The sequence below is a fragment of the Pseudomonas sp. SWRI92 genome (genome assembly GCF_014268685.1).
In the GTDB taxonomy this organism is placed as follows: domain Bacteria; phylum Pseudomonadota; class Gammaproteobacteria; order Pseudomonadales; family Pseudomonadaceae; genus Aquipseudomonas; species Aquipseudomonas marvdashtae.
The window spans coordinates 134,604-159,572 of the sequence record NZ_JABWQY010000005.1 but is presented as its reverse complement, the minus strand read 5'-3'; the positions used below and the strand labels follow the sequence as shown (position 1 = coordinate 159,572).

Annotated in this window: 24 protein-coding genes; 3 read left to right on the top strand and 21 right to left on the bottom strand. The window is 61.6% G+C overall.

Annotated features, from left to right (window positions below):
• Positions 1–28 precede the first annotated feature (28 nt).
• The 17 genes from fnr to ccoN (HU762_RS11225) form a co-directional block, all read right to left on the bottom strand.
• Entirely contained in the window at positions 29–763 is a 735-nt protein-coding gene (gene fnr, locus HU762_RS11305) for a fumarate/nitrate reduction transcriptional regulator Fnr (protein WP_186636625.1), read from the bottom strand.
• A 94-nt stretch (positions 764–857) separates the two neighbouring features.
• The gene (hemN, locus tag HU762_RS11300; RefSeq protein WP_186636624.1) at positions 858–2,240 is read right to left on the bottom strand and encodes an oxygen-independent coproporphyrinogen III oxidase; all 1,383 of its coding nucleotides are present in this window, start codon (positions 2,238–2,240) and stop codon (positions 858–860) included.
• Positions 2,241–2,356: 116 nt separating this feature from the next.
• Positions 2,357–3,040: a sulfite exporter TauE/SafE family protein gene (locus HU762_RS11295; protein ID WP_186636622.1), complete on the bottom strand. Its 684-nt coding sequence runs from the start codon at positions 3,038–3,040 to the stop codon at positions 2,357–2,359.
• Positions 3,033–3,251: a cbb3-type cytochrome oxidase assembly protein CcoS gene (ccoS, locus tag HU762_RS11290; protein WP_186609851.1), complete on the bottom strand. Its 219-nt coding sequence runs from the start codon at positions 3,249–3,251 to the stop codon at positions 3,033–3,035. The genes HU762_RS11295 and ccoS overlap by 8 nt, the downstream gene beginning before the upstream one ends.
• A gap of 24 nt (positions 3,252–3,275) precedes the next feature.
• Complete coding sequence (locus HU762_RS11285; protein WP_186636620.1) at positions 3,276–5,726, bottom strand: heavy metal translocating P-type ATPase; 2,451 nt, start codon at positions 5,724–5,726, stop codon at positions 3,276–3,278.
• Between the two features lie 161 nt (positions 5,727–5,887).
• Positions 5,888–6,427, bottom strand: a complete 540-nt coding sequence (locus tag HU762_RS11280) for a FixH family protein (protein WP_186636618.1) — start codon at positions 6,425–6,427, stop codon at positions 5,888–5,890.
• Positions 6,428–6,438: 11 nt separating this feature from the next.
• Complete coding sequence (ccoG, locus tag HU762_RS11275) at positions 6,439–7,854, bottom strand: cytochrome c oxidase accessory protein CcoG (RefSeq protein WP_186636615.1); 1,416 nt, start codon at positions 7,852–7,854, stop codon at positions 6,439–6,441.
• 247 nt (positions 7,855–8,101) lie between these two features.
• Positions 8,102–8,512 carry a type II toxin-antitoxin system VapC family toxin gene (locus HU762_RS11270; RefSeq protein WP_186636612.1) on the bottom strand — a complete coding sequence of 137 codons (411 nt, stop codon included), beginning with the start codon at positions 8,510–8,512 and terminating at the stop codon, positions 8,102–8,104.
• Positions 8,513–8,767, bottom strand: a complete 255-nt coding sequence (locus HU762_RS11265; protein ID WP_186636611.1) for a type II toxin-antitoxin system Phd/YefM family antitoxin — start codon at positions 8,765–8,767, stop codon at positions 8,513–8,515.
• Between the two features lie 151 nt (positions 8,768–8,918).
• Positions 8,919–9,902, bottom strand: coding sequence for a cytochrome-c oxidase, cbb3-type subunit III (ccoP, locus tag HU762_RS11260; RefSeq protein ID WP_186609845.1), 984 nt, complete (start codon positions 9,900–9,902; stop codon positions 8,919–8,921).
• Positions 9,899–10,084, bottom strand: coding sequence for a CcoQ/FixQ family Cbb3-type cytochrome c oxidase assembly chaperone (locus HU762_RS11255; RefSeq protein WP_003175465.1), 186 nt, complete (start codon positions 10,082–10,084; stop codon positions 9,899–9,901). Before HU762_RS11255 ends, ccoP (HU762_RS11260) begins: the two co-directional genes overlap by 4 nt.
• A 5-nt stretch (positions 10,085–10,089) precedes the next feature.
• Entirely contained in the window at positions 10,090–10,698 is a 609-nt protein-coding gene (ccoO, locus tag HU762_RS11250; protein WP_095943289.1) for a cytochrome-c oxidase, cbb3-type subunit II, read from the bottom strand.
• Positions 10,698–12,140 carry a cytochrome-c oxidase, cbb3-type subunit I gene (gene ccoN, locus HU762_RS11245; RefSeq protein ID WP_186636610.1) on the bottom strand — a complete coding sequence of 481 codons (1,443 nt, stop codon included), beginning with the start codon at positions 12,138–12,140 and terminating at the stop codon, positions 10,698–10,700. The genes ccoO (HU762_RS11250) and ccoN (HU762_RS11245) overlap by 1 nt, the downstream gene beginning before the upstream one ends.
• A 482-nt stretch (positions 12,141–12,622) precedes the next feature.
• A complete protein-coding gene (gene ccoP, locus HU762_RS11240) occupies positions 12,623–13,576 on the bottom strand; it encodes a cytochrome-c oxidase, cbb3-type subunit III (RefSeq protein ID WP_186636608.1) in 954 nt (317 codons plus the stop codon).
• Complete coding sequence (locus tag HU762_RS11235) at positions 13,573–13,776, bottom strand: cbb3-type cytochrome c oxidase subunit 3 (protein ID WP_186636598.1); 204 nt, start codon at positions 13,774–13,776, stop codon at positions 13,573–13,575. The genes ccoP (HU762_RS11240) and HU762_RS11235 overlap by 4 nt, the downstream gene beginning before the upstream one ends.
• A gap of 3 nt (positions 13,777–13,779) precedes the next feature.
• Positions 13,780–14,388 carry a cytochrome-c oxidase, cbb3-type subunit II gene (gene ccoO, locus HU762_RS11230; RefSeq protein ID WP_186636595.1) on the bottom strand — a complete coding sequence of 203 codons (609 nt, stop codon included), beginning with the start codon at positions 14,386–14,388 and terminating at the stop codon, positions 13,780–13,782.
• A 10-nt stretch (positions 14,389–14,398) separates the two neighbouring features.
• A complete protein-coding gene (gene ccoN, locus HU762_RS11225) occupies positions 14,399–15,823 on the bottom strand; it encodes a cytochrome-c oxidase, cbb3-type subunit I (RefSeq protein WP_186636586.1) in 1,425 nt (474 codons plus the stop codon).
• A gap of 96 nt (positions 15,824–15,919) precedes the next feature.
• Here ccoN (HU762_RS11225) and HU762_RS11220 point away from each other — a divergent pair, with 96 nt between their 5' ends.
• A complete protein-coding gene (locus tag HU762_RS11220) occupies positions 15,920–16,612 on the top strand; it encodes an alpha/beta family hydrolase (RefSeq protein ID WP_186636584.1) in 693 nt (230 codons plus the stop codon).
• Between the two features lie 70 nt (positions 16,613–16,682).
• On the opposite strand, the gene HU762_RS11215 is transcribed toward HU762_RS11220, so the two are convergent.
• From HU762_RS11215 to acnA, 3 genes are all read right to left on the bottom strand, one after another.
• Entirely contained in the window at positions 16,683–18,248 is a 1,566-nt protein-coding gene (locus HU762_RS11215; protein WP_186636583.1) for a PAS domain-containing methyl-accepting chemotaxis protein, read from the bottom strand.
• A gap of 76 nt (positions 18,249–18,324) precedes the next feature.
• The gene (locus HU762_RS11210; protein ID WP_186636582.1) at positions 18,325–19,113 is read right to left on the bottom strand and encodes a CPBP family intramembrane glutamic endopeptidase; all 789 of its coding nucleotides are present in this window, start codon (positions 19,111–19,113) and stop codon (positions 18,325–18,327) included.
• Positions 19,114–19,227: 114 nt separating this feature from the next.
• A complete protein-coding gene (gene acnA, locus HU762_RS11205; protein WP_186636581.1) occupies positions 19,228–21,969 on the bottom strand; it encodes an aconitate hydratase AcnA in 2,742 nt (913 codons plus the stop codon).
• A 172-nt stretch (positions 21,970–22,141) separates the two neighbouring features.
• Between acnA and rlmM the strand changes: the two genes are divergently transcribed.
• Together rlmM and tusA are read left to right on the top strand one after the other, a co-directional pair.
• Positions 22,142–23,215: a 23S rRNA (cytidine(2498)-2'-O)-methyltransferase RlmM gene (gene rlmM / locus HU762_RS11200; protein WP_186609837.1), complete on the top strand. Its 1,074-nt coding sequence runs from the start codon at positions 22,142–22,144 to the stop codon at positions 23,213–23,215.
• A 93-nt stretch (positions 23,216–23,308) separates the two neighbouring features.
• Positions 23,309–23,560 (top strand): sulfurtransferase TusA, encoded by a 252-nt coding sequence (gene tusA, locus HU762_RS11195; RefSeq protein ID WP_186636579.1) that lies wholly within the window; start codon positions 23,309–23,311, stop codon positions 23,558–23,560.
• Here the strand turns inward: tusA and HU762_RS11190 are convergent.
• Entirely contained in the window at positions 23,557–24,960 is a 1,404-nt protein-coding gene (locus HU762_RS11190) for an MATE family efflux transporter (protein ID WP_186636577.1), read from the bottom strand. The genes tusA and HU762_RS11190 overlap by 4 nt on opposite strands.
• Positions 24,961–24,969 lie beyond the last annotated feature (9 nt).

Sequence of the window (24,969 nt, the reverse complement as noted above, 5' to 3'; positions counted from 1 at the left end):
GGGCGAAAGCCTCAGCCGCCCAGGTGTATCAGCCTTCTACCGAGCCGCCCGCCAGGGCGCAAAGCTGGATCGGATCGAGAATATGAATTTCCTTGCCTTCGGCGGCGATCAATTCATTCTGCTGGAAACGGGTGAACACCCGAGACACGGTTTCCACCGCCAGGCCCAGGTAGTTGCCGATTTCGTTGCGCGACATGCTCAGGCGAAATTGATTGGCTGAGAACCCGCGGGCACGAAAGCGGGCCGAGAGGTTGACCAGAAACGTGGCGATGCGCTCGTCGGCGGTTTTCTTCGAGAGCAACAGCATCATCTGCTGGTCGTCGCGGATCTCCCTGCTCATCACTCGCATCAGTTGACGGCGCAGTTGCGGCAGTTGCACGGACAATTCGTCGAGACGGTCAAAAGGAATTTCGCAGACCGAGGTGGTTTCCAGCGCCTGGGCCGAGACCGGGTGGGTCTCGGTGTCCATGCCCGACAGGCCCACCAGTTCGCTGGGCAAGTGGAAACCCGTGAGCTGCTCTTCGCCACCGTCGCTCAGGTTGAAGGTCTTCAAGGCGCCCGAGCGTACGGCATAGACCGAACTGAAAACATCACCCTGGCGAAACAGGAACTCGCCTTTCTTCAATGGACGTCCGCGTTTGACGATGTCGTCCAGCGCGTCCATGTCCTCCAAGTTCAACGAAAGTGGCAGGCACAGGGGGGCCAGGCTGCAATCCTTGCAGTGTGCCTGGTTATGAGCGCGCGATTTGACTGGCTCGGACATTTCTTAAATCCTTGTGGGAAAACACACATAAGCCGTAAGGGTAACTCAGCACACAAACTCCGGCCAGCGCGGTATCACCGTCAAATTGTCGCGCTCAGATGACGCGGGAAAAACGCTGTCGATTCTGATGCTCCAGGTACACGTCGAATACCATGCAGACCGAGCGCACCAGCAAGCGCCCGGCGGGTAATACCTTGATGTGCGTATCCGTCAATTCGATCAGCCCGTCGTCGGCCATTGCTCCTAGTTGCGGCCATATCGAGGCGAAATACTCGCAAAAATCGATGTCGAAGGCATGCTCGATTTCGGCGAACGCCAGCGTGAAATGGCAGATCAGCTGTTGGATCACCGCCCGTCGCAGCCGGTCGTCAGCGTTGCACACCAGCCCGCGGCTGGTCGCCAGTTGCCCGTCGGCCAGGGTATTTTGGTAATGGTTCAAATCGCTGCTGTTCTGGCAGTAGAGGTCGCCGATCTGGCTGATGGCTGACACGCCGAGACCGATCAGGTCGCAATGACCGTGGGTGGTATAGCCCTGGAAGTTTCGCTGCAAGGTGGCTTCTTCCTGGGCAATTGCAAGCTCGTCGTCGGGCAGGGCGAAGTGGTCCATGCCGATGTAACGGTAACCGGCGGCGGTCAGCTGTTCGATGGTGCCTTGCAGCATCGCCAGTTTCTGGGGCGGGTTCGGCAGGTCCTGGCTGTTGATGCGCCGCTGGGGCATGAAGCGTTCCGGCAGGTGGGCGTAGTTGAACACCGACAGGCGGTCGGGTTGCAGGCTGATGACTTCCTCGACGGTGCGAGCAAAGTTGTCCGGGGTCTGCTTGGGCAAGCCGTAAATCAAATCGATGTTGATCGAACGAAACTGCAGGGTCCGGGCGGCTTCGACCACGGCGCGGGTTTCTTCCAGGCTTTGCAGGCGATTGACGGCGCGCTGCACGGTTGGGTCAAGGTCTTGCAAGCCGATGCTGACCCGGTTGAAGCCCAGCTCTCGCAGCAGTCCCATGGTCGACCAGTCGGCTTCCCGAGGGTCTATTTCAATGCCGTAGTCGCCGGAATCGTCGTCCATCAGGTTCAAGTGTCTGCGCAGCTTGGCCATTAGCTGACGCAACTCGGCATGGCTGAGAAAAGTCGGCGTGCCGCCGCCCAAGTGCAGCTGTTCGACGCGCTGGGCCGGGTCCAGGTGGCAACCGATCAGTTGGATTTCCTGCTCCAGGCGTTGCAGATAGACATGGGCCCGGCCGCGATCCTTGGTGATGACTTTGTTGCAGGCGCAGTAGTAGCAAATATTGGCGCAGAACGGCACGTGCACGTACAGCGACAGCGGCTTGAGCGTTTTGCGGCTATCGCGCAGGGCGTGGAGCAAATCGAAACTGCCCACTTGGCCGGCAAACTGCGCCGCGGTCGGGTACGAGGTGTAGCGCGGGCCCGCCAGGTCATAGCGGCGGATCAGGTCTGAGTCCCAACGAATGGCGTCGAGCATGCGGGCGTTCCCCGGGTAGGCTGGCATGCTTGAAAGTTTATGGGGGCGGCGGACGGAGCGTGTTGATTTGCGTCAACAGGGCAAGCGCGCTTCCAACGTATCGATGTGTAACCGGATCAATGCCCCATGAGCCAATGCTGATGCGGCCCTGGCAACGTCCAGATTCCGAAGACAATCACCAACAAGCCGCCAGCCATGCGCACGCTGCGTTTGCGTAGCAATGCCGTGACGCGTTCGGCGGCGAGGCCGGTGGCGAGCAGCACCGGCCAAGTGCCCAGGCCAAAGGCGAGCATCAGTAACGCGCTGTCCAGCGCATTGCCTTGGCTGGCGGACCACAGCAGGGTGCTGTAGACCAACCCGCACGGCAACCAACCCCACAGCGCGCCGAGCAGCAGGGCCCGGGGCAGGCTCGACACCGGCAGCAGGCGATTGGCGACGGGTTGGATATGCCGCCACAGGCCACGTCCAACGCTTTCGATCCGTGTCAGGCCACTCCACCAACCTGCCAGATACAGGCCCATGGCGATCAGCAACAGACCGGCCAGCACCCGCATGGCCATTGCCGCCGGGCTGTTTGCCACGGCCCAGCCGGCCAGGCCGATCAGCAAGCCGGCCGTGGCGTAACTGAGGATTCGTCCGAGGTTGTAGGCCAGCAACAATCGAAAGCGCCGGCTGCGCTGTTCCTTGGGAATCGCCAGGGTCAGGGCGCCCATCAGCCCGCCGCACATGCCCAGGCAATGTCCACCACCCAAAAGACCAAGGATAACAGCCGAAACCAGCAAGGGCGCCAGATCAAGCATGGGGCGGGACCTTGTCGTCCGGTTTGCGCTCGTCGCCGCTGGCCTCGTCCACGGCGGCCTTGTGGTTCGGGTCCTGGTCGTCGAACAGAATGCTATGGGCCGGACCGTCGAGGTCATCGTATTGGCCGCTGTCCACGGCCCAGAAGAAGATGTAGACGGCGATGGCTACGATCAGCAGCGCGGCCGGGATCATCACGTAGAGAGCTGGCATGTCGGAACTCCATGCCCGCGCGGCTCAGGCCGGCAGCGGACGGGTATCGGGCGTGGCGTCGAACACCTGCGCCTTGGGTTGGCGGGTCAGCCTCAGCGCATTCAACACCACCGTCAACGAGCTGATGGACATGCCGACCGCGGCCCACACCGGCGTAATCCAACCGAGGGCGGCGAACGGCAACATGAGGCCATTGTACAACCCGGCCCAGAGCAGGTTCTCGATGATCACCCGACGGGTGCGCCGGGCCAGGCTGAAGGCGTGAATCAGGGCGCCGAGGCGGTTGGACAACAGGACCGCGTCAGCGCTGGTCTTGGCCAGGTCGGTGGCCGAGCCCATCGCGACGCTGATGTCCGCGGCCGCCAGCACCGGGACGTCATTCACGCCGTCGCCAAGCATCAGCACTTTATGGCCTTGCTGGTGCAATTGCTGGAGCACCGCCAGCTTGTCGTCCGGGCGTAGGCCGCCGCGGGCTTCATCGATGCCCAGTTCGGCGGCGACGCTGGCAACCATTGGCGAGCTGTCGCCCGACAACAGCAAGGTTCGCCAGCCCCGGGCCTTGCACGCCGCCAGCAGGGCCGGCGCGTCCGCACGCAAGCGATCATCGAGGACAAACCAGGCCAGCGGCCCGAACTCATCGCCCAGCAACAGCCATTGCCCAGGTTCGTCTGGCATCACCGGCACTGCGGCGCCGCTCAGTTCGCAGACAAAGCTGGGATGGCCGATACGCAGGGATTGTTCGCCCACCACGCCTTCGAGTCCCAACCCGGGAGTGCTTTGAACATGCTCGGCGGCCAATGGCGCACGGCCGAAAGCCCTGGCGATAGGGTGTTCGGAGCGGTTTTCCAAGGCGGCGGCCAGGGCCAGGCATTGGTCGCTGTCGAGTGCCCCGAGTGTTCGGATCGCGCGCAACGCCAGGCGACCTTCGGTGAGGGTGCCGGTCTTGTCGAAAATCACCGTGTCGATCTGGTTCAGGCCTTCCAACACATGACCGCGCGTCAGTAGCAGGCCGAGTTTGTGCAGGGTGCCGGTAGCGGCGGTCAGGGCGGTCGGCGTCGCCAGGGACAGCGCGCAAGGGCAGGTCGCGACCAGCATCGCGAGGACAATCCAGAATGCGCGAGCGGCATCCAGTTGCCACCACACCAACCCGATGACGGCAGCGGCGACCAGAGAGAACAGCAAGAACCACTGGGCGGCACGGTCGGCGACTTGGGCCAGTCGTGGCTTCTCGGCCTGGGCCCGGTCCAGCAACCGCACGATGGCCGATAACCGGGTGTCCTGCCCAAGGGCCAGCACCTCTACCGTCAAGGCACCTTCGACATTCAGCGTGCCAGCGGTGACTGTGTCGCCCACCCGGCGAGGTTGAGGCAGGTATTCGCCGGTCAGCAGCGATTCGTCGATGCTGGACTGGCCGTCGAGGATCCTGCCATCGGCCGGCAGCACCGCGCCAGGATGCACCAATACCCGGTCGCCGGTGCGCAATTCACTGAGCAGGATGCGTTCACTCTGGCCGCTGTCCTCCAGACGCAGGCACGAAGCCGGCAGCAGATTGACCAGCTGTGCGGTGGCGGCGGCGGTGCGTTCGCGGGCGCGGCGCTCCAGGTAGCGGCCGGCGAGCAGGAACAAGGCGAACATGCCGACGGCATCGAAATACAGCTCGCCGGTCCCGGTGATGGCGGTCCAGATGCCGGCTATATAGGCGCCGCCAATGGCCAGGGACACTGAAACGTCCATGGTCAGGTGCCGGGTGCGCAGGTCGCGCATGGCACCTTTGAAAAACGGCGCGCAGCTGTAGAAGACGATGGGGGTGGTGAGGAACAGCGCAACCCAGCGCAGGATGGTGTGCATCTCCGGGCTCAGGTCGATGTTGAATTCCGGCCAGGTGGCCATGGTCGCCATCATGGCTTGGAACCACAGCAATCCGGCCACGCCCAACTGGCGCAGGGCCAGGCGATTCTGCGCGGCGAGCTGTTCGCAGGCTTGGTCGGCCTGGTACGGATGGGCGGCGTAGCCGATCTGGCGCAGCTCGGCGAGCAGCGTGCTCAGCGGCAGTTGCCCGTCGGCCCAGCGGACGTGCAAGCGGTGGTTGGACAGGTTCAATCGCGCCTCGGCCACGGCCGGCAGGCTGCGCAGTTGTTTTTCGATCAACCAGCCGCAGGCGGCGCAGCTGATGCCTTCCATGAGCAGGGTGGTCTCGGCCAGCTCGCCGTCATGGCGAACGAACGATTGCTGAACGTCCGCGCGATCGTACAGCGCCAGTTCTTCAGTCAGCTGCACCGGCAGGGTCTGAGGATTGGCCGACGCTTCGCTGCGATGCTGGTAATAACCTTCCAGGCCGCCGGCGACGATCGCCTCGACCACGGCCTGGCAGCCTGGGCAGCACAGCTCGCGAGTCTCGCCCAGGACAGTCGCGGTGAAGCGACTGCCAGGGGGAACTGGCAGGGCGCAGTGATAGCAGTGCTGTGGGGTGGTCATGGTTGTCGCAAGAAGCCTTTTGTGGCGAGGGAGCTTGCTCCCGCTCGGCTGCGAAGCAGTCGTAATCTAAGAACGCAATATGCCTGCAAGAATCGCTGGACCAAAAACGGGGCCGCTTCGCGACCCAGCGGGAGCAAGCTCCCTCGCCACAATGGATCGGCTTACTTCTTCAGGTCTTCAGCGCCTTGCAATGGCTCATCGCCAAGCAGGATGGCCTGGTCGTGGCTGATCTGTTCTTCTTCGAACAGGCGCCAGGTCTGGTCGCTCTCCACGCCTAGCAATTCGACAAAGCGCCGGCCTTCGATCTTGTCCGTCAACTGGCCGACGTAGCGCCCCGGCTCGCTGTCGTTGCGGGTCAGGACGACCTTGCGATCCTTCTCCGGCTGGGTTGGCGAGATCAGGCTCAGTTCCAGGGTCTGGGGCCGACTGTTGCCGTTCAGGCGCAGGTCCACTTCGCCGGTCACATCGTCCAGTTGCACATTGGCGTGCAGTTGCAGTGTCTGGGCCAGCAACTCTCGCTCCAGCGAGCGGTTGATGCCCTTGCCGGCTTCGTAATAGTTGTCGTTGACCAAGTTGTCCGGGTTCTTCACGGCGATGGTCACCATGGTCAGGCTCAGTGTCACTGAACAGGTCAGGATCGCAATGATGATCCACGGCCAGAGGTGCTTGTACCAAGGGCTGGTGGCGGTTGCTGCAGGCATGTTCATTTCTCTCAACGAGTCTGTGGGCCGATGAACCGGCTCTTGGCTTCAACATGGACGCTGTCGTCATCGGCATCTTTGAGGATGAATGTCACCTCGTTGGTACTCGATGGCAGCTGTTCCGGTGCGCTGGATAATTCAACCGGCTGGCTGAGGATCTCGCCGGCGGCCACCTTGATTTCCCGGCGCCCTTGCAGCTTGAGATCGGGCAGGCCGGCGGCTTCCAGAATGTACGTATGGTCGCGTTGGTCCTTGTTCATGATTTTCAGGCTGTAGACGTTCTCGATCCGGCCTTCGGCGTTTTCGCGATACAGCACGCGGTCCTTGCTGACGTCGAAACCCACCAGCGAGCGCATGAAGAACGCCGTCACCAGCAGGCTGATCATGGCCAGCAGCACCAAGGCATAACCGATCAGGCGCGGGCGAAGTTTATTGGTTTTCTGGCCCGAAAGGTTGTGTTCGGTGGTGTAGCTGATCAGGCCGCGAGGATAATCCATCTTGTCCATGATGTTGTCGCAGGCATCGATACAGGCCGCGCAGCCGATGCACTCGACCTGCAGGCCGTCGCGAATGTCGATACCGGTGGGGCAGACCTGGACGCACATCGTGCAATCGATGCAATCCCCCAGGCCCAGCGCCTTGTAGTCGATGCCTTTTTTGCGCGGGCCGCGGCTTTCACCGCGACGCGGGTCATAGGAAACGATCAGGGTGTCCTTGTCGAACATCACGCTTTGGAAGCGGGCGTAGGGACACATGTAGATGCACACTTGTTCGCGCAGCCAGCCGGCATTGCCATAAGTGGCGAGGGTGAAGAAGCCGACCCAGAAGTACGACCAACCATCGGCCTCGCCGGTAAAGAACTGGAACACCAGTTCGCGGATGGGGGTGAAGTAACCGACGAACGTCATGCCGGTGACGAAACCGATCAGCAGCCACAGGCTGTGCTTGGCGAACTTGCGTGCGATTTTGTTGGCGCTCATGGGCGCCTTGTCGAGCTTGATGCGCTGGTTGCGGTCGCCTTCGGTGACTTTTTCGCACCACATGAAGATCCAGGTCCATACGCTCTGCGGGCAGGTATAGCCGCACCAGACTCGTCCGGCATACACGGTGATGAAAAACAGGCCGAAGGCGGCGATGATCAGCAGCCCGGACAGCAGGATGAAATCCTGGGGCCAGAAGGTGGCGCCAAAAATAAAGAATTTGCGTTCCGGCAGGTTCCACCAGACGGCCTGGTGGCCACCCCAGCTCAACCAGACCGTACCGAAATACAGCAGGAACAATAAGGCCCCGCCAACCATTCGCAGGTTACGGAACAGGCCCGTGAAGGCGCGGGTGTAGATTTTTTCCCGAGAGGCATACAGGTCGACGCTTTTGTTGGCGTCCTTGGCAGGCGGGGTAACGTCATGTACCGGAATTTGGTTGCTCATCAATTGCATCCCACGGCAGTGGAAAAGTGCCGAGGCCAGTACGTGCCGACCACGGTCAGAAAGGGCATTGCAGTGGCGCAATGATACGCCTGTCGCTCTAGTGCAAGGGTGCGACCTTTGGTCGCGTTGGGAGTGAGGGCCGAATGGTGTAGCGGATGTAACAAGTCATGACCCAGATCAATTGACTATAGACAGTGCATGGCGTTGGCGAAACGAAGGGGGTGCCTTGAAGACTGTCGAATGGGCGTCAGCCAGCCCACGGATTGAGCAATGCCACGCCGCTGGCCTGGAAATCAGTCACGTTACGCGTGACCACAGTCAGCCCATGGACAAGGGCGGTGGCGGCAATCAGTGCGTCGCACTCATTGCTGCGGTCGGGCACGTGCAGGCGAGCGCAGCGCAATGCGACTGCGCGGTCCACAGCCAGGATCCTGCCGGCAAAGGCAGGCAGCACATGATTATCCAGCCACGCCCGCAGGCGACTGCCTTGCGTCGGGTCCTTGCGTTCGAAGCGCAGCACACCGGTTTCCAGTTCCAGTACGGTAATGGCCGAGACATACAGGCTGGGTGCCGGAACGCTGCGGGCCCAGGCCTGGACGTTTTTGTCTGCTTGGGGCTTGCGCAGTTCCGATATGACGTTGGTATCGAGAAGAAACATTCAGGACAAGTCCACCGAGCGGGGCGTGATGACGGCACGCTCGGTATCGAAGTCGATATCCGGCGTATCGGACATGACCAGCAACTCGACAATGCTCGCGCCAATGCCGGACAGTCTCTGGTACTCCTCAATGCTTAGCAGCACATGGGCCGGCTTGCCACGGTCGGTGATGATAACCGGCCCCTCGCGGGTGGCTTTTTTGGCACCACTTGTGTCGTGGTTGAATTCGCGGCTGGAGATGGTGGTGATGGACATGGAAGTGCCCCTCTTTAACGCTTGAATGTAGGTACGTTACTACCAGTATCAAGAGCCGGCAAGTGGAACAGTTTTACCCCTGTTTCGAGCCGGTAAACAAAAGGCCCCGCCAATCTGATTGGCGGGGCCTTTGATGTCTCAAGCGTTTGCCTTATTGGGCGTCAGCGGCCGGAGCCTTTTCGCCGTGCGACAGGCTGTAGACGTAAGCGGCCAACAGGTGAACCTTGTCGTTGCCTTGCAGATCGGCCTGGGCCGGCATCTGGCCCTGGCGACCGTAACGGATGGTCTGCTGCAACTGAGCGAAGCTCGAACCGTAGATGAAGCCGGCCGGGTGCGTCAGGTCAGGAGCGCCCATGGCGGGCGTGCCCTTGCCGGCAGGGCCATGGCAGGCTACGCAGTTGGCTGCGAACAGTTTCTGGCCGTTGGCCGGGTCGGCCTTGGCGCCTTCCGGCAGTTTACGGCTATGCAAGCCGGTCACCAGGTAAGCGGCTACGTCGGCAACACCTTGCTCGCCAACCACGGCAGCCCATCCTGGCATGACGGCATGACGACCGCCCATGATGGTGGTCTTGATGGTTTCCGGCTCGCCGCCCCAGCGCCAGTCGGCGTCGGTCAGGTTAGGGAAACCGTAGGCGCCCTTGGCGTCGGAACCATGGCAGACCGAGCAGTTGGAGGCGAACAGGCGGCCACCCATCTTCAGGGCTTGCGGGTCCTTGGCGACTTCTTCGATCGGCATGGAAGCGAACTTGGCGAAGATCGGACCGAACTTGGCGTCCGAGCGGGCCATTTCCTTTTCCCATTCGTGCACCCCAGTCCAGCCGGTCTGGCCGTTGGCGAAAGCGGTCTGCTTTTCATTGTCCAGGTAGTTGTAGCCTGGCAGCAGGCCTTTCCAGTTGCCCAGGCCAGGGTAGAGCACCAGGTAACCGAGGGCGAAAATGATGGTGCCCACAAACAGCATGAACCACCATTTCGGCAGCGGGTTGTCGTACTCCTCGATCCCGTCGAAGGAATGGCCAACCGTCTCCTCGGTGGCTTCGCTGCGCTGGCCCTTGCGGGTCGACAGCAACAGCCAGGTCAGGGCGAAGATCGTTCCCAGGCTGAGGACTGTGACGTACAGACTCCAGAATGTTGTCATTCTTTGTTACTCCTAGAAGCTTGCTCGACGTGCTTGATGGCTTCGGGATCATCCGCGAACGGCAGCAAGGTCGCGTCTTCAAACTCCGACTTGCGCTTGGGGCTGAACACCCACAGGGCCAGGCCGATAAAAGCCACCATCACGACGACGGTGCCCAGGCCACGAATCATCCCGATATCCATCTAAATCACCGTTTGCTTTTGATGATGGTGCCCAGGCCTTGCAGATAGGCCACCAGCGCGTCCATTTCGGTCTTGCCCTTCACGGCATCCCTGGCACCGGCGATGTCTTCGTCGGTGTAAGGCACGCCCAAGGTGCGCAAGACTTCCATTTTCTTGGCAGTGTCTTTGCCGTCGAGCTTGTTTTCTACGAGGAACGGGTAGGCCGGCATCTTCGATTCCGGCACCACGTTGCGCGGGTTGTACAAATGCGCACGCTGCCAGTCATCGGAGTAACGGCCACCAACGCGGGCCAGGTCCGGGCCGGTACGCTTGGAGCCCCACAGGAACGGGTGGTCCCAGACGCTTTCACCGGCAACGGAATAGTGGCCGTAACGTTCGGTTTCGGCGCGGAACGGACGGATCATCTGCGAGTGGCAGCCGACACAGCCGTTGGCGATGTAGACGTCGCGGCCTTCCAGTTCAAGGGCGGTACGCGGCTTCATGCCTTCGACCGGCTTGTTGGTCACGTCCTGGAAAAACAGCGGAACGATCTGGGTCAAGCCGCCAATGCTGACGGCGATGACCATGAAGAAGGCCAGCAGGCCGATATTCTTCTCTACTGCTTCGTGCTTCATCAGTGAGCTCCAACTACGGCGATCTTGGCGGCGGCTTCTGCTTCAACCGGGTCAGAGGCACGAACGGTGCGATACACGTTGTAGGCCATCAGCAGCATGCCGCTGGCGAAGAACGCGCCGCCCAGGGCACGCACGATGAAGCCTGGGTGACTGGCTTGCAGGGCTTCGACGAACGAGTACGTCAGGGTGCCGTCGTCGTTGATTGCACGCCACATCAGGCCTTGGGTAATGCCGTTGACCCACATCGAGGCGATATAGAGCACGGTGCCGATGGTGGCGAGCCAGAAGTGCGCGTTGATCAGGCCGGTGCTGTGCATCTGCGCGCGACCGAACAGTTTCGGGATCATGTGGTAGATGGCGCCGATGGAAATCATCGCGACCCAGCCGAGTGCACCGGCGTGTACGTGGCCGATGGTCCAGTCGGTGTAGTGGCTCAGCGAGTTGACGGTCTTGATCGCCATCATCGGGCCTTCGAAGGTCGACATGCCGTAGAACGCCAGGGATACCACCAGGAACCGCAGGATCGGGTCGGTGCGCAGCTTATGCCAGGCGCCCGACAGGGTCATCATGCCGTTGATCATGCCGCCCCAGCTTGGCGCCAGCAGGATGATCGACATTGCCATGCCCAGCGACTGCGCCCAGTCGGGCAGCGCGGTGTAGTGCAGGTGGTGCGGGCCGGCCCAGATGTACAGGGTGATCAGCGCCCAGAAGTGCACGATGGACAGGCGATAGGAGTAGATCGGACGCTCGGCCTGTTTTGGCACGAAGTAATACATCATTCCCAGGAAGCCGGTGGTCAGGAAGAAGCCCACGGCGTTGTGGCCGTACCACCACTGGATCATCGCGTCGGTCGCGCCCGAATAGGCCGAGTACGACTTGAAGAAGCTGACCGGCAAGGACGCGTGGTTGACGATGTGCAGCATGGCGGTCACGACGATGAAGGCACCGTAGAACCAGTTACCGACGTAGATGTGCTTGGTCTTGCGCTTGACGATGGTGCCGAAGAACACCAAACCGTAGGTCACCCAGACGATGGCCAGCAGAATAGCCAGGGGCCATTCCAGTTCCGCGTATTCCTTGGTGGTAGTGAAACCCATTGGCAAGGTCACGATCGCGCCGACGATCACCGCTTGCCAACCCCAGAAGGTGAAGGCGGCGAGGCTGTCGGAGATCAGTCGCGTCTGGCAGGTTCGCTGCACGACATAGTAAGAAGTGGCAAACAAGGCACAACCACCGAAGGCGAAGATCACCAGGTTGGTGTGCAGTGGGCGCAGGCGTCCAAAAGTCGTCCATGGCAGATCGAAGTTCAACTCCGGCCAGACCAGTTGCGAGGCAATGAAGACACCGAGCCCCATGCCAAGGATCCCCCAGACCACCGTCATGATGGCGAACTGGCGGACTACCTTATAGTTATAAGCAGTCGGACTGATTGCTGTGCTCATTCTAAGGTTCCACGGTTTGGGTGTTTTATTAGGATAAAAATCGGTCGCAAGTATGGAGAAAGCGGGGGGTCATTGCAACGCGCCATGACCTGGGTCAATGCTTTCCAAAGCTGATTCTGCGGCCTTTCCATGTTCGGTGTAGGGACAAAATTGGCCCTCGGCAAAATGTCGCAACGAAGGAAAGAGGCGAGGGGGTCGGGTCGGTTGTAACGGGGTGTGTTCAAACGCTACGTTCGGGTGATGCCAGGCAACTGTCGCAACAGCCGGTATTCACCTGCCTTTGCGGCTTTTTTCAACGAACGAATGTCGAACGCATCGGGTCGGGTCGACCTGAAACCGGCAGTCGCCAGTGCACGCAGAGGCAAGCTTAGACCCGATTGCGGGGAACCGAAAGAAGACGATGGGAGGGGTGCGACAATGCGTCGCGCAGGGGCACGGAACAGCCGCATCCAGATGAATGCGACTGTTCGTGTGGTCAGGATTTATTCGCTTTTGCGTTCAGCTTGCAGGCGCTCGGCGCCAGTGCCGTGGGACAGGCTGTAGACGTAGGCCGCGAGCAGTTGCACCTTGTCATTGCCGAGCAATTCATTCTGCGCCGGCATATGGCCTTGGCGGCCGTGGCGGATGGTCTGCTGCAGTTGAGCCAGGCTGGTGCCGTAGATGAAACCGGCCGGTTGTGTCAGGTTCGGCGCGCCCATCGCTTCGGTCCCTTGGCCGTTGGCGCCGTGGCAGGCGACGCAGGTGCTGTTGAACGCCTGCTGGCCGGCTTGCAGGTCGGCACCGCTGTCGGCCGGCAGTGGCAGGCCAGCCAGGTCGTGGCGAACATACGCGGCGACGTTCTTGACCCCGGCGTCTCCCAGCACTTCGCCCCAGGCCGGCATTGCCGCCATGCGACCGCCCAGGATGGTCGCCTTGATGGTCTCGGCATTGCCACCCCAGCGCCAGTGGCTGTCAGCCAGGTTCGGGAAGCCGAAGGCGCCCTTGGCGTCCGACCCATGGCAGACCGAGCAGTTGGAGGCGAACAGGCGGCCACCCATCTTCAAGGCTTGCGGATCCTTGGCGACTTCTTCCACCGGCATGGCCGAGAACTTGGCGAAGATCGGCCCGAACCGGGCGTCGGCCTTGGCCATTTCCTTTTCCCATTCATGAGCGCCGGTCCAGCCATTCTCGTAGCCGGGCAGGATGCCTTTCCAGTTGCCCAGGCCTGGATACAGAATCAGATAGCCCACGGAAAAAACCAACGTGCCGGCGAACAACAGGAACCACCATTGCGGCAACGGGTTGTCGTATTCCTCGATGCCGTCGAAGCTGTGGCCCATGGTCTGGTCGACGCTGCCCTTGGTCTCGCCCTTGCGGGTGCCGATCAGCAGCCAGGTCAGACCGATGAGGCTGCCGATGGTCAGTACGCAGATCCACGTACTCCAGAAGGTGGTCATGGCCGGGTACTCCTTGGTGCAGGGGCTTGGGGGGTGGCGATGTCGGCGGACGGCTCGTCGGCGAACGGCAGCAGGCGCGCTTCGGCGAACTCTGGACGACGTTTGCTGCTGAATACCCACAGGGTCAGGCCGATGAAGGCGATGAACACCACGACCGTGCCCAGGCCGCGGATCATTCCAGTACTCATTTCAAGAACCATGGCTCACCTCTTGCTCTTGATGGCAGTGCCGAGCACTTGCAGGTAGGCGACCAGCGCGTCCATTTCGGTCTTGCCCTTGAGCGAGGCCACGCTGCCGGTGATGTCGTCGTCGGTGTACGGCACACCCAGGGTGCGCATGGCGCGCAGCTTGCCTTCGGTATGGCTGCTATCCACTGCTTGGGTCACCAGCCACGGGTAGGCGGGCATTTTCGACTCAGGCACGACGTTGCGCGGGTTGTACAAGTGGGCGCGGTGCCAATCATCGGAGTAGCGCGCGCCGACCCGTGCCAGGTCCGGCCCGGTGCGCTTGGAGCCCCACAGGAACGGGTGGTCCCAGACGCTTTCGCCGGCGACGGAGTAGTGGCCGTAGCGCTCGGTCTCGGCGCGGAATGGACGGATCATCTGCGAGTGGCAGCCGACGCAGCCTTCACGGATGTAGATGTCGCGGCCTTCCAGTTGCAGGGCGGTGTAGGGCTTCATACCGTCCACCGGCTTGTTGGTCACGTCCTGGAAGAACAGCGGCACGATCTGGGTAAGGCCACCAATGCTCACGGCAAGGACCATCAGCAGCATCAGCAGGCCGACGTTTTTTTCGATTGTATCGTGTTTCATGGTGGACTCCTCAGGCCATCTGCGCGGCAGCGGCGGCTTCGGCAGGCTCGTAGGCCCGCACGGTGCGCCAGGTGTTGTAGGCCATCAACAGCATGCCGAGGAGGAAGATCGATCCGCCCGCCAGCCGTACGACGAAGCCTGGATGGCTCGCCACCAGGGTTTCGACGAAGGAATAGGTGAGCGTGCCGTCCTCGTTCACCGCCCGCCACATCAGGCCCTGGGCGATGCCGTTGACCCACATCGAGGCGATGTAGAGCACGGTGCCGATGGTGGCCAGCCAAAAATGTGCGTTGATCAGACCGATGCTGTGCATCTGCGCCCGGCCGAAGACTTTCGGGATCATGTGGTACAGCGCGCCGATGGAAATCATCGCCACCCAGCCGAGCGCGCCGGCGTGAACGTGGCCGATGGTCCAGTCGGTGTAGTGGGAGAGGGCGTTGACGGTCTTGATCGCCATCATCGGACCTTCGAAGGTCGACATGCCGTAGAACGCCAGGGACACCACCAAAAAGCGCAGGATCGGGTCGCTGCGCAACTTATGCCAGGCGCCCGAGAGGGTCATCATGCCGTTGATCATGCCGCCCCAGCTGGGCGCCAGCAGGATCAGCGACATCACCATGCCCAGCGACTGCGCCCAGTCCGGCAGCGCGGTGTAGTGCAGGTGGTGCGGACCTGCCCAGATGTACAGGGTGATCAGTGCCCAGAAGTGCACGATGGACAAGCGATAGGAATACACCGGGCGCTCGGCCTGCTTCGGCACGAAGTAGTACATCATCCCCAGGAAGCCTGCGGTGAGGAAAAAGCCCACGGCGTTGTGCCCGTACCACCATTGCACCATCGCATCCGTGGCCCCGGCATACACCGAGTAGGATTTGGTGAAGCTCACCGGCAATTCCAGGTTGTTGACGATATGCAGGATCGCCACGGTCAGGATGAACCCGCCGAAGAACCAGTTACCGACGTAGATGTGCTTGGTGTTGCGCTTGGCCACGGTGCCGAAGAACACAATGGCGTAGGCGACCCAGACGATGGTGATCAGGATGTCGATCGGCCATTCAAGCTCGGCGTATTCCTTGGAACTGGTGTAGCCCAGTGGCAGGCTGATGGCCGCCAGCAGGATCACCAATTGCCAGCCCCAGAAGCAGAACGCGGCGAGTTTCGGCGCAAACAGCTGGGTCTGGCAGGTGCGTTGCACCGAATAGAACGAACTGGCGAACAACGCGCAGCCACCGAAGGCGAAGATTACCGCGTTGGTGTGCAATGGGCGCAGGCGGCCGAAGCTGGTCCAGGGCAAATCGAAGTTGAGCTGTGGCCAGACCAATTGGGCCGCGAGAAAAACCCCGAGCCCCATGCCGACGATGCCCCACACCACCGTCATAATGGCGAATTGGCGGACCACCTTGTAGTTGTAGGCGGTACTGATAGAAGTGTTCATGGTTCCCCATCCACGGTTCAGCCGAAGTGAGCGCCTGCGCAAGGCAGTGCGGCGTTCTTCGCCTGGAGTTATAGGCAGACTAAAAGCGAGGCAAGCATGGACAAACAGCACAAGGCCAGTATTGACGGGGATCAATGGGCGCGATGCGTGGCGCAACACGGTTGGTTGTGGACAGCCGCGCAGCCAAGTACCGGCGCCGAGTCGCCGACCTTGATCCTCGCCCATGGTGCCGGTGCGCCGATGGACAGCGGTTTCATGAACGAAATGGCCGCGCGCCTTGCTGCACAAGGCGTCAACGTGCTGCGCTTCGAGTTTCCCTACATGACTCAACGGCGCTTGGAGGGGGGCAAGCGTCCACCGAACCCGGCGCCCAAATTGCTGGAGTGCTGGCGCGAGGTATACGCCACGGTGCGGCCTTATGTCGCTGGGCGGCTGGCCATTGGCGGCAAATCCATGGGCGGGCGCATGGCGAGCCTGCTGGTCGATGAGTTGGGCGCCGATGCGCTGGTGTGCCTGGGCTATCCGTTCTATGCGGTGGGCAAGCCGGAGAAACCGCGGGTCGAGCATCTGGCGACGTTGAAGACCCGCGCGCTGATTGTCCAAGGCGAGCGTGATGCGTTGGGTAATCGGGCGGCGGTGGAGCGCTACACCTTGTCACCGAGCGTCGAGGTGTCCTGGCTGGCGACGGGGGATCATGACCTCAAGCCGTTGAAGGTTTCGGGATTCAGTCATGAGCAGCATCTGGAGGCGGCGTCGCGGAAGGTGGCTGGGTTTCTCTCCCAGGATTGATGCGGCCGGTCAAACAATAAAAAACCCGGGAAGCCTGCGCTGTCCGGGTTTTTTATGAGGCAGACATCTATCAGCGGTTAAACCGCTCCACCAACGAATACTGCGTATTGGCCGTGCGAGTCAGTTCTTCGCTGAGCAGCGCCGAGCTGTGGGCCTGGCCGGAGGTCTGGTCGGCCAGTTGCGAGATGTTGCTGATGTTGCGGCTGATCTCCTCGGCCACTGAGCTTTGCTCCTCGGTAGCGGCGGCGATCTGGGTGGTCATGTCGGTGATATGCGCCACCGCTTCGCTGATCCCCACCAACGCCTGGTCTGCCTCCATCACACGCGCCACGCCTTCTTCGGCCTGGCGATGGCCGGCCTCCATGGTTTGCACGGCGTTGGTGGCGGTCTGCTGGAGCTTGGCGATCAGGGCGTGGATCTGCCCGGTGGATTCGCTGGTACGTTGTGCCAGTTGTCGCACTTCGTCGGCCACCACGGCAAAGCCGCGACCCATCTCACCGGCACGGGCCGCTTCGATGGCGGCGTTGAGGGCCAGCAGGTTGGTCTGGTCGGCGATGCCTTTGATCACGTCGACCACGCCACCGATTTCGTCGCTGTCCTTGGCCAGTTGGGTCACGGTCTGTCCGGTCTCGCCCACGACCACCGACAGGCGCTCGATGGCCTGGCGGGTTTCCCCGGCAATATCACGACCTCGACCGGTCAGGCGATTGGCCTCCTGGGTGGCATCGGCGGTACGTTGTACGTGGCTGGCGACTTCCTGGGTGGTGGCGGCCATCTGGTTGACGGCGGTAGCGACCTGTTCGGTCTCCACGCGCTGGCGCTCCAGGCCGCTGGAACTGTCGTTGGCCAGGGCATTGGACTGGCGCGCCTGGGCGTTCAGATGCTCGGCGGTATCCTGCAGACGGGTCAGGCAGGTCTTCAAACGTGCCTCCTGGCTCAGGATCGACATTTCCAGGCGCGCCTGGACGCCGCGGCTGTCGGTGTACATCCGCGCGATCAACGGGTCGGAAGTGGTTTGCTCGGCCAGGCGCAGCAGGCGCTTGATCCCGCGTTGCTGCCATTGCAGGCCCATCAGGCCCAACGGCACCGACAACAGGGCGGCCAGGGCGAAACCGTAGGACGAATTGAGGAACGCGCCGACCACGAAACTCAACTGGCTGACCAGGATGAACGGCAGCCAGTCCTGCAACATCGGCAACCATTTGTCGCTGCTCGGGACCGCTGACTTGCCCTGGTTGATGCGTTGGTAAAGTGCTTCGGCCCGGCTGATCTGCTCGGCGCTGGGCTTGACCCGTACCGATTCATAGCCGACCACCTGGTTGCCTTCGAACACCGGCGTGACGTAGGCGTTGACCCAGTAATGGTCACCGTTCTGGCAGCGGTTCTTGACGATACCCATCCATGGCAAGCCTTGTTTCAGAGTGTCCCACATGTGGGCGAACACGGCCGACGGAACGTCGGGATGGCGTACCAGGTTGTGCGGCGAATGGATCAGCTCTTCCTTGGAAAAACCACTGACTTCAACGAACGCGTCGTTGCAGTAGGTGATCACACCCTTGGTATTGGTGGTGGAAATCAATCGTTGCTGGGCCGGGAAGGTCCTTTCGCGTTGTGTAATAGGTTGGTTGTTACGCATGGTGGTGTAGTCCGCAAGGCTTTGAAAGGTTGTCGGCACCGTCAGCTTTTTGTTGAAGAAATTCTGCCCGGCGGTATCACGCCAGCATCGGGTAGGTAAATAGGGCGAAATGCAGCAGGTTGAGGCCAAAATGCGTGGCAATCGCCGCGCTCAGGCCGCCAAACCGATAGGCCAGGCCGTAACCGATCCCGGCCAGGCCCGACAGCAGTACCCATTGCCAACCGGCGCCAGCATGCACCAGGCCGAACAGCAGCGAGGCGAGCAGCAATGCGAGGTTGTCACCTTGGCGCAGATGTTTGAAGCGTCGGCTCAGGCCACCCTGAATGTAGCCACGAAACAGCGCTTCCTCCACCAAGGTCACCAACAAAAGATTATTGAGCACCCACAGCCAGGCCTGGTCCGGCCATTTCGGTGCCCAGTGGATCATGCCCAGCAGCATGGCTCCGCCCAAGGCCAATACCGCGCTCAAGCAAAGACCTTGGGCTGTGGCGTAGACAGACAAGCGAAACGAGCGCCGACCGACGATCCATGGACAGGCCAGTAACAGCCAGAAGCCGATCAACGGTTTGTCTTGGTTCAAATACATGGCGAACCGCGCGGCATCGTCGGTAAAGCGTTGCGCCGCAATCACCCGCCCGTTGAAAAAACCCGGCATCCAGTGCAGCGCCAGGGCGACCGCCAATACAACGAACAAGCAGTGCCCCAGGAATTGCCCGACCGGCGTCTGTCGCTGGCGAACCGCGTACCCGGCGAACAGCAACAGCGCGACCGAAATAATCGCAGTCCAAGCCAAGTGACCATAGACCAGGGCCAGGCCATAACCGATCGATAGAAGGGCCAGGTACGGCCAAGGCAGGGCAGGCATGTCACATCCTTTGAGGCTGAAACGGGCGGGGCTGTCGGAGTCGGCGGGAATTATAGGCAGACCCATACAAAAACACCGCTCATAACGGGCGGTGTTTTTGTAAGACGCTTCTTTTTATGCCGCAATCAATTGCCGTAGGACGTAGTGCAAGATGCCGCCGGCCTTGAAATATTCCACCTCGTTCAAGGTGTCGATCCGACACAACACTTCAATCCGCTCCTGACTGCCGTCCTCGCGGGTGATGACCACGGGCAGGTTCATGCGCGGCGTCAACTCGATGTCGCTCAAGCCGAGGATATCCAGGGTTTCCTTGCCCGTGAGGTTCAGGCTCTTGCGGTTCTGATCCAGCTTGAACTGCAAGGGCAGCACGCCCATGCCCACCAGGTTGGAACGGTGGATACGCTCGAAGCTCTCGGCGATCACCGCCTTGACCCCCAGCAGGTTCGTACCCTTGGCAGCCCAGTCCCGGCTCGAACCCGTGCCGTATTCCTGTCCTGCGATCACCACCAGTGGCGTGCCCATGGCCTGGTACAGCATGGCGGCATCATAGATTGGCATGCGTTCGCCACTGGGGATGTAGATCGTATTGCCGCCTTCTTCGCCGCCGAGCATCTCGTTGCGGATGCGGATATTGGCAAAGGTGCCGCGCATCATCACCTGATGATTGCCGCGCCGCGAGCCGTAGGAGTTGAAGTCCCGTGGCTCTACGCCTTGTTCGCGCAGGTAGTGGCCGGCTGGGCTGTCCGTCTTGATGTTGCCCGCGGGGGAGATGTGGTCGGTGGTCACCGAGTCGCCTAACAATGCCAGGATCCGTGCGCCCTCGACGTTCCTGACCACCGGTGGTGGCCCGCCAATGTCGTCGAAGAACGGCGGATGCTGGATGTAAGTGGAGTCGTCCTGCCAGACATAAGTCGCCGCTTGCGGCACCTCGATGGCTTGCCATTGCTCGTCACCAGCGAACACGGCGGCATATTCCTTATGGAACATGCTGGTGTTGACCTGGGCCACGGCGGCGGCCACTTCCTGGCTGCTGGGCCAGATGTCCCGCAGATACACCGGGTTGCCGTCCCGGTCGTTGCCCAACGGTTCGCTGCTGATGTCGATGCGCACGGTGCCGGCCAAGGCATAGGCAACCACCAGCGGCGGTGAGGCCAGCCAGTTGGTTTTCACCAGCGGATGCACCCGGCCTTCGAAGTTGCGATTACCCGACAGCACCGAGGCGACGGTCAGGTCAGCCTTCTGGATGGCTTTTTCAATAGGATCGGGCAGTGGCCCCGAATTGCCGATACAGGTCGTGCAACCGTAGCCCACCAGGTCGAAGCCGAGCTTGTCGAGGTATTCGGTCAGGCCCGCGGCGTTGTAGTAATCGGTCACCACCTTGGAACCCGGCGCCAGGGAGCTCTTGACCCAAGGCTTGCGGGTCAGGCCTTTTTCCACGGCTTTTTTTGCCAGCAATCCAGCCGCCATCATTACGCTGGGGTTGGAGGTATTGGTGCAGGAGGTAATGGCGGCAATCACCACCGCACCATTTTTCAAGCGATGGGTCTGGCCTTCGAACTCATACTCGGCTTCGCCCACTTGGTCGGCATTGCCCACCGCGACGCCGCCGCCACCTTCACTTTCCAGGCGGCCTTCTTCTTTACTGGTGGGTTTGACCTGCAGCCCCAGGAAATCGCTGAAGGCTTGGCCGACATTCGGTAGCGAGACCCGGTCCTGGGGACGTTTGGGCCCGGCGAGGCTGGCTTCGACGCTGCCCATGTCCAATTCCAGCGTGTCGGTGAACACCGGTTCCTGGCCTGGCAGCCTCCACAGTCCCTGGGCTTTGCAATAGGCTTCCACCAGTTTCACCGTTTCGGCCGGGCGGCCGGACAGGCGCAGATAATCCAGCGTCACGTCGTCCACCGGGAAGAAACCGCACGTGGCGCCGTATTCCGGCGCCATATTGGCAATGGTCGCGCGGTCGGCCAGCGGCAGGTCGGCAAGTCCATCACCATAGAATTCGACGAATTTGCCCACCACGCCCTTCTTGCGCAGCATTTGCGTGACGGTCAGCACCAGGTCGGTAGCGGTGATGCCTTCGCGCAGCTTGCCAACGAGTTTGAAGCCGACGACCTCGGGAATCAGCATCGACACCGGTTGGCCGAGCATCGCCGCTTCCGCCTCGATCCCGCCGACGCCCCAGCCGAGCACGCCCAGGCCATTGATCATGGTGGTGTGGGAATCGGTACCCACCAAGGTGTCAGGGAAGGCATAGGTGCGTCCGTCTGCCTCTTTGGTCCAGACGGTGCGGCCCAGGTATTCAAGGTTGACCTGATGGCAGATGCCGGTGCCCGGCGGCACCACGCTGAAATTGTCGAAAGCACTCTGGCCCCAGCGCAGGAAAGCGTAGCGTTCGCCGTTGCGCTGCATTTCGATGTCGACGTTCTGCTCGAACGCTTGGCTGCTGGCGAACTTGTCCACCATCACCGAGTGGTCGATCACCAGATCCACCGGTGACAACGGGTTGATCCGCTGGGGATCGCCGCCGGCCCTTTCCACGGCGGCGCGCATGGCGGCCAGGTCGACCACGGCTGGCACGCCGGTAAAGTCCTGCATTAGCACCCGTGCCGGGCGGTATTGAATCTCGCGGTCGGAGCGGCGCTCCTTCAACCATCCGGCCAAGGCCTTGAGGTCGGCGCCGGTGACGGTTTTTTCATCTTCCCAGCGCAGCAGGTTTTCCAACAGCACTTTCAAGGACATGGGCAGCTTGTCGAGGTCGCCCAGGCTGCGCGCGGCGTCCGGCAGGCTGAAATAGTGATAGGTCTTGGCGTCGACTTGCAGCGTTTTAAGGGTTTTCAGGCTATCGAGGGACGGCATTGAAATCACTCCTTTGAGTCCGCACGGCTACGGACTGACGGAACGGACAGAGCCTTTAACCTAGCCCTGTTTTGAGCGTATGACTAATCACTGGACTCTATAGCAAGGTTCGCGGTTCCGAACTCCGCTATCATGCGGCGGTTTTCGTGACAGGCTTTGCTACGGAGTTTCAATGAATACGCTTTTCATGCACTGCCGACCGGGATTCGAGGGCGAGGTCTGTTCGGAGATCGCCGAACACGCCGCGCGGCTCAACGTGGCCGGCTACGCCAAGGCAAAAACGGCCAGTGCCTGCGCCGAATTTGTCTGCACCGAACAGGACGGCGCCGAGCGGTTGATGCGTGGACAGCGGTTTGCCGAGCTGATCTTTCCGCGCCAGTGGGCGCGAGGCACGTTCATTGACTTGCCGGAAACCGACCGCATCAGCGTCATCCTTGCCCACATGACGGCTTTCCCGACCTGCGGCAGCCTGTGGCTGGAAGTGGTCGACACCAATGACGGCAAGGAGCTGTCGAATTTCTGCAAAAAATTCGAAGGTCCGTTGCGCAAGGCATTGAGCGGAGCCGGCAAGCTGGTGGACGATCCGCTCAAGCCGCGCCTGCTGCTGACGTTCAAAAGTGGCCGGGAGGTTTTCCTCGGGCTGGCGGAGTCCAACAATTCAGCGATGTGGCCGATGGGCATCCCGCGCCTGAAGTTCCCCCGGGAAGCGCCGAGCCGTTCGACGCTCAAGCTGGAGGAGGCCTGGCACCATTTCATTCCTCGCGACCAGTGGGACGAACGCCTGCACAGCGACATGACCGGCGTCGACCTCGGCGCCGCGCCGGGCGGCTGGACCTGGCAACTGGTCAACCGTGGCATGCTGGTGACGGCCATCGACAACGGCCCAATGGCTGAAAGCCTGATGGATACCGGCCTGGTGCAGCACTTGATGGCGGACGGCTTCACGTTCAAGCCCAAGCAGCCGGTGGACTGGATGGTCTGCGACATCGTCGAGAAGCCCGCGCGCAACGCGGCGATGCTGGAAGAGTGGATTGGCGAGGGGCATTGCCGCGAAGCGGTGGTCAACCTCAAGCTGCCGATGAAACAGCGCTATGCCGAGGTCAAGCGCCTGCTCGAGCGTATCGCCGAGGGGTTCAAGGCCCGGGGCATCAAGGTCGAGATTGGTTGCAAGCAGCTGTATCACGACCGCGAGGAAGTGACGTGCCATCTGCGACGGTTGGACAGCAAGAAACCGAAGTCCCGTTGAAGCGATGTCGCGGCTTTTGTGGCGAGGGATGATGGACATCTGTTAAGAGCGCCGGCATTACGCGACAATGCCGGCCAGTTTCAGGAGTAGAACATGAGTGAAATGAACGACGCGCCGGTCGACGGCACACTGGACGCCACCGGCCTCAATTGCCCGGAACCGGTGATGATGCTGCACCAGCATATTCGCGACCTGGTTCCCGGAGGGCTGTTGAAAGTCATCGCCACCGACCCTTCGACCCGCCGCGATATTCCCAAGTTTTGCGTGTTTCTTGACCACGAGTTGGTGGACCAGGACGAAGTGGATGGCACCTACCGCTACTGGATCCGCAAGAAACTCGCTTAATCCGTCGAGCGGCTGATGCGGATTTGCTTGCGTGCGCTGCGTGCCAGGCGGATCGAAAGCATCAGCGCCGCGCAACTCAAGCCTACGATCAAGCCCTGCCACAATCCGCTCGGACCGCTTGCATCGCCGAGCCAGTCGGTCAGTCCCAATGCGTAACCCACCGGCAGGCCGATACCCCAATAAGCGAACAACGTCAGGATCATCGTCACGCGCGTATCCTGATAGCCACGCAACGCACCTGCCGCCGTGACCTGTATCGCATCGGAAAACTGGAACAGCGCCGCGTAGACGATCAGCATCGACGCCACCTGGATCACCACGGGATCGGCGGTGTAGATCGCGGCGATGGGCGCGCGCAGCGCGAACATCAGGCTCGCCGACAGGCAGGCGTACGCCAGCGCCGTGCCCATGCCGACACCGGCGGCGAAGCGCGCTTCCCGTGGCTGGCCGCGGCCCAGCGCCTGGCCGACCCGCACCGTCACGGCCATGCCCAGGGAGTAGGGGATCATGAACACCAGTGAACTGAAGTTCAGGGCGATCTGATGCCCGGCCACCACCGTGGCGCCGAGGCTGCCGATCAGCAGCGCGATGACGGCGAAGATGCTCGACTCAGCAAACACTGCAATACCAATGGGCAGGCCGATGCCCAGCAGGCGCTTGATCACCGATCCTTGCGGCCAATCGAAACGAGCGAACAAACGACTCGACTGATAGGCCGGTGCCCAGCGTGTCCAGGCCGCCATGCCTGCCGCCATGAACCACATCACGATGGCCGTGGCCCAACCGCAACCGACGCCGCCCATGGCGGGAACGCCCAGGTGTCCATAAATGAAGATGTAGTTGAGCGGAATGTTCAGCGCCAGGCCGCACAGGCCCAGTACCATCGCCGGTCGCGTACGCCCCAAGCCGTCGCTGAAGCAGCGCAGCACATGATATAACGCCACCGCCGGCAGACCGGTGCCGATGCCCCGCAGGTATTCCATGCACGGGCCGATCAGCTCGGGATCGACCTTCATGATGTGCAAGATCGGTTCGGCGCTGAACAGCGCCAGCGTCGCGATCAATCCCACCACCAGCGCCAGCCACAGCGCCTGGCGAACCAGTGGGCCGATCTGGTCGAACGTTCCCGCACCGAAACGCTGGGCCACCTTCGGGGTAGTGGCCAGCAGCGTACCGGTCATCAACAGGAACACCGGGACCCAGATCGAATTGCCCAGCGCCACTGCCGCAAGATCCCGCGGCCCGACCCGGCCGGCCATCACCGCATCGACAAAACCCATGGCGGTGGTCGCCAGTTGCGCCACCATGATCGGCAGTGCCAGGGCCAGCAACGTCTTGAGCTCCAGGCGAACCCGGGCCGGGCGGGTGAGAGTCGTGGGGTTTTCGATGACAGGATTCACAGGCGGAGC

What these genes read in the sequence shown, in the direction of transcription:
- ccoO (WP_186636595.1), bottom strand. Translation starts at nt 14,388, where the DNA reads ATGAAACACGATACAATCGAAAAAAACGTCGGCCTGCTGATGCTGCTG.
- HU762_RS11220 (WP_186636584.1), top strand. Translation starts at nt 15,920, where the DNA reads ATGGACAAACAGCACAAGGCCAGTATTGACGGGGATCAATGGGCGCGA.
- ccoN (WP_186636610.1), bottom strand. Translation starts at nt 12,140, where the DNA reads ATGAGCACAGCAATCAGTCCGACTGCTTATAACTATAAGGTAGTCCGC.
- acnA (WP_186636581.1), bottom strand. Translation starts at nt 21,969, where the DNA reads ATGCCGTCCCTCGATAGCCTGAAAACCCTTAAAACGCTGCAAGTCGAC.
- ccoN (WP_186636586.1), bottom strand. Translation starts at nt 15,823, where the DNA reads ATGAACACTTCTATCAGTACCGCCTACAACTACAAGGTGGTCCGCCAA.
- HU762_RS11215 (WP_186636583.1), bottom strand. Translation starts at nt 18,248, where the DNA reads ATGCGTAACAACCAACCTATTACACAACGCGAAAGGACCTTCCCGGCC.
- tusA (WP_186636579.1), top strand. Translation starts at nt 23,309, where the DNA reads ATGAGTGAAATGAACGACGCGCCGGTCGACGGCACACTGGACGCCACC.
- HU762_RS11255 (WP_003175465.1), bottom strand. Translation starts at nt 10,084, where the DNA reads ATGGATATCGGGATGATTCGTGGCCTGGGCACCGTCGTCGTGATGGTG.
- HU762_RS11295 (WP_186636622.1), bottom strand. Translation starts at nt 3,040, where the DNA reads ATGCTTGATCTGGCGCCCTTGCTGGTTTCGGCTGTTATCCTTGGTCTT.
- fnr (WP_186636625.1), bottom strand. Translation starts at nt 763, where the DNA reads ATGTCCGAGCCAGTCAAATCGCGCGCTCATAACCAGGCACACTGCAAG.
- rlmM (WP_186609837.1), top strand. Translation starts at nt 22,142, where the DNA reads ATGAATACGCTTTTCATGCACTGCCGACCGGGATTCGAGGGCGAGGTC.
- HU762_RS11210 (WP_186636582.1), bottom strand. Translation starts at nt 19,113, where the DNA reads ATGCCTGCCCTGCCTTGGCCGTACCTGGCCCTTCTATCGATCGGTTAT.
- HU762_RS11235 (WP_186636598.1), bottom strand. Translation starts at nt 13,776, where the DNA reads ATGGTTCTTGAAATGAGTACTGGAATGATCCGCGGCCTGGGCACGGTC.
- HU762_RS11270 (WP_186636612.1), bottom strand. Translation starts at nt 8,512, where the DNA reads ATGTTTCTTCTCGATACCAACGTCATATCGGAACTGCGCAAGCCCCAA.
- HU762_RS11280 (WP_186636618.1), bottom strand. Translation starts at nt 6,427, where the DNA reads ATGCCTGCAGCAACCGCCACCAGCCCTTGGTACAAGCACCTCTGGCCG.
- HU762_RS11285 (WP_186636620.1), bottom strand. Translation starts at nt 5,726, where the DNA reads ATGACCACCCCACAGCACTGCTATCACTGCGCCCTGCCAGTTCCCCCT.
- hemN (WP_186636624.1), bottom strand. Translation starts at nt 2,240, where the DNA reads ATGCTCGACGCCATTCGTTGGGACTCAGACCTGATCCGCCGCTATGAC.
- ccoG (WP_186636615.1), bottom strand. Translation starts at nt 7,854, where the DNA reads ATGAGCAACCAAATTCCGGTACATGACGTTACCCCGCCTGCCAAGGAC.
- ccoS (WP_186609851.1), bottom strand. Translation starts at nt 3,251, where the DNA reads ATGCCAGCTCTCTACGTGATGATCCCGGCCGCGCTGCTGATCGTAGCC.
- ccoP (WP_186636608.1), bottom strand. Translation starts at nt 13,576, where the DNA reads ATGACCACCTTCTGGAGTACGTGGATCTGCGTACTGACCATCGGCAGC.
- ccoP (WP_186609845.1), bottom strand. Translation starts at nt 9,902, where the DNA reads ATGACAACATTCTGGAGTCTGTACGTCACAGTCCTCAGCCTGGGAACG.
- ccoO (WP_095943289.1), bottom strand. Translation starts at nt 10,698, where the DNA reads ATGAAGCACGAAGCAGTAGAGAAGAATATCGGCCTGCTGGCCTTCTTC.
- HU762_RS11265 (WP_186636611.1), bottom strand. Translation starts at nt 8,767, where the DNA reads ATGTCCATCACCACCATCTCCAGCCGCGAATTCAACCACGACACAAGT.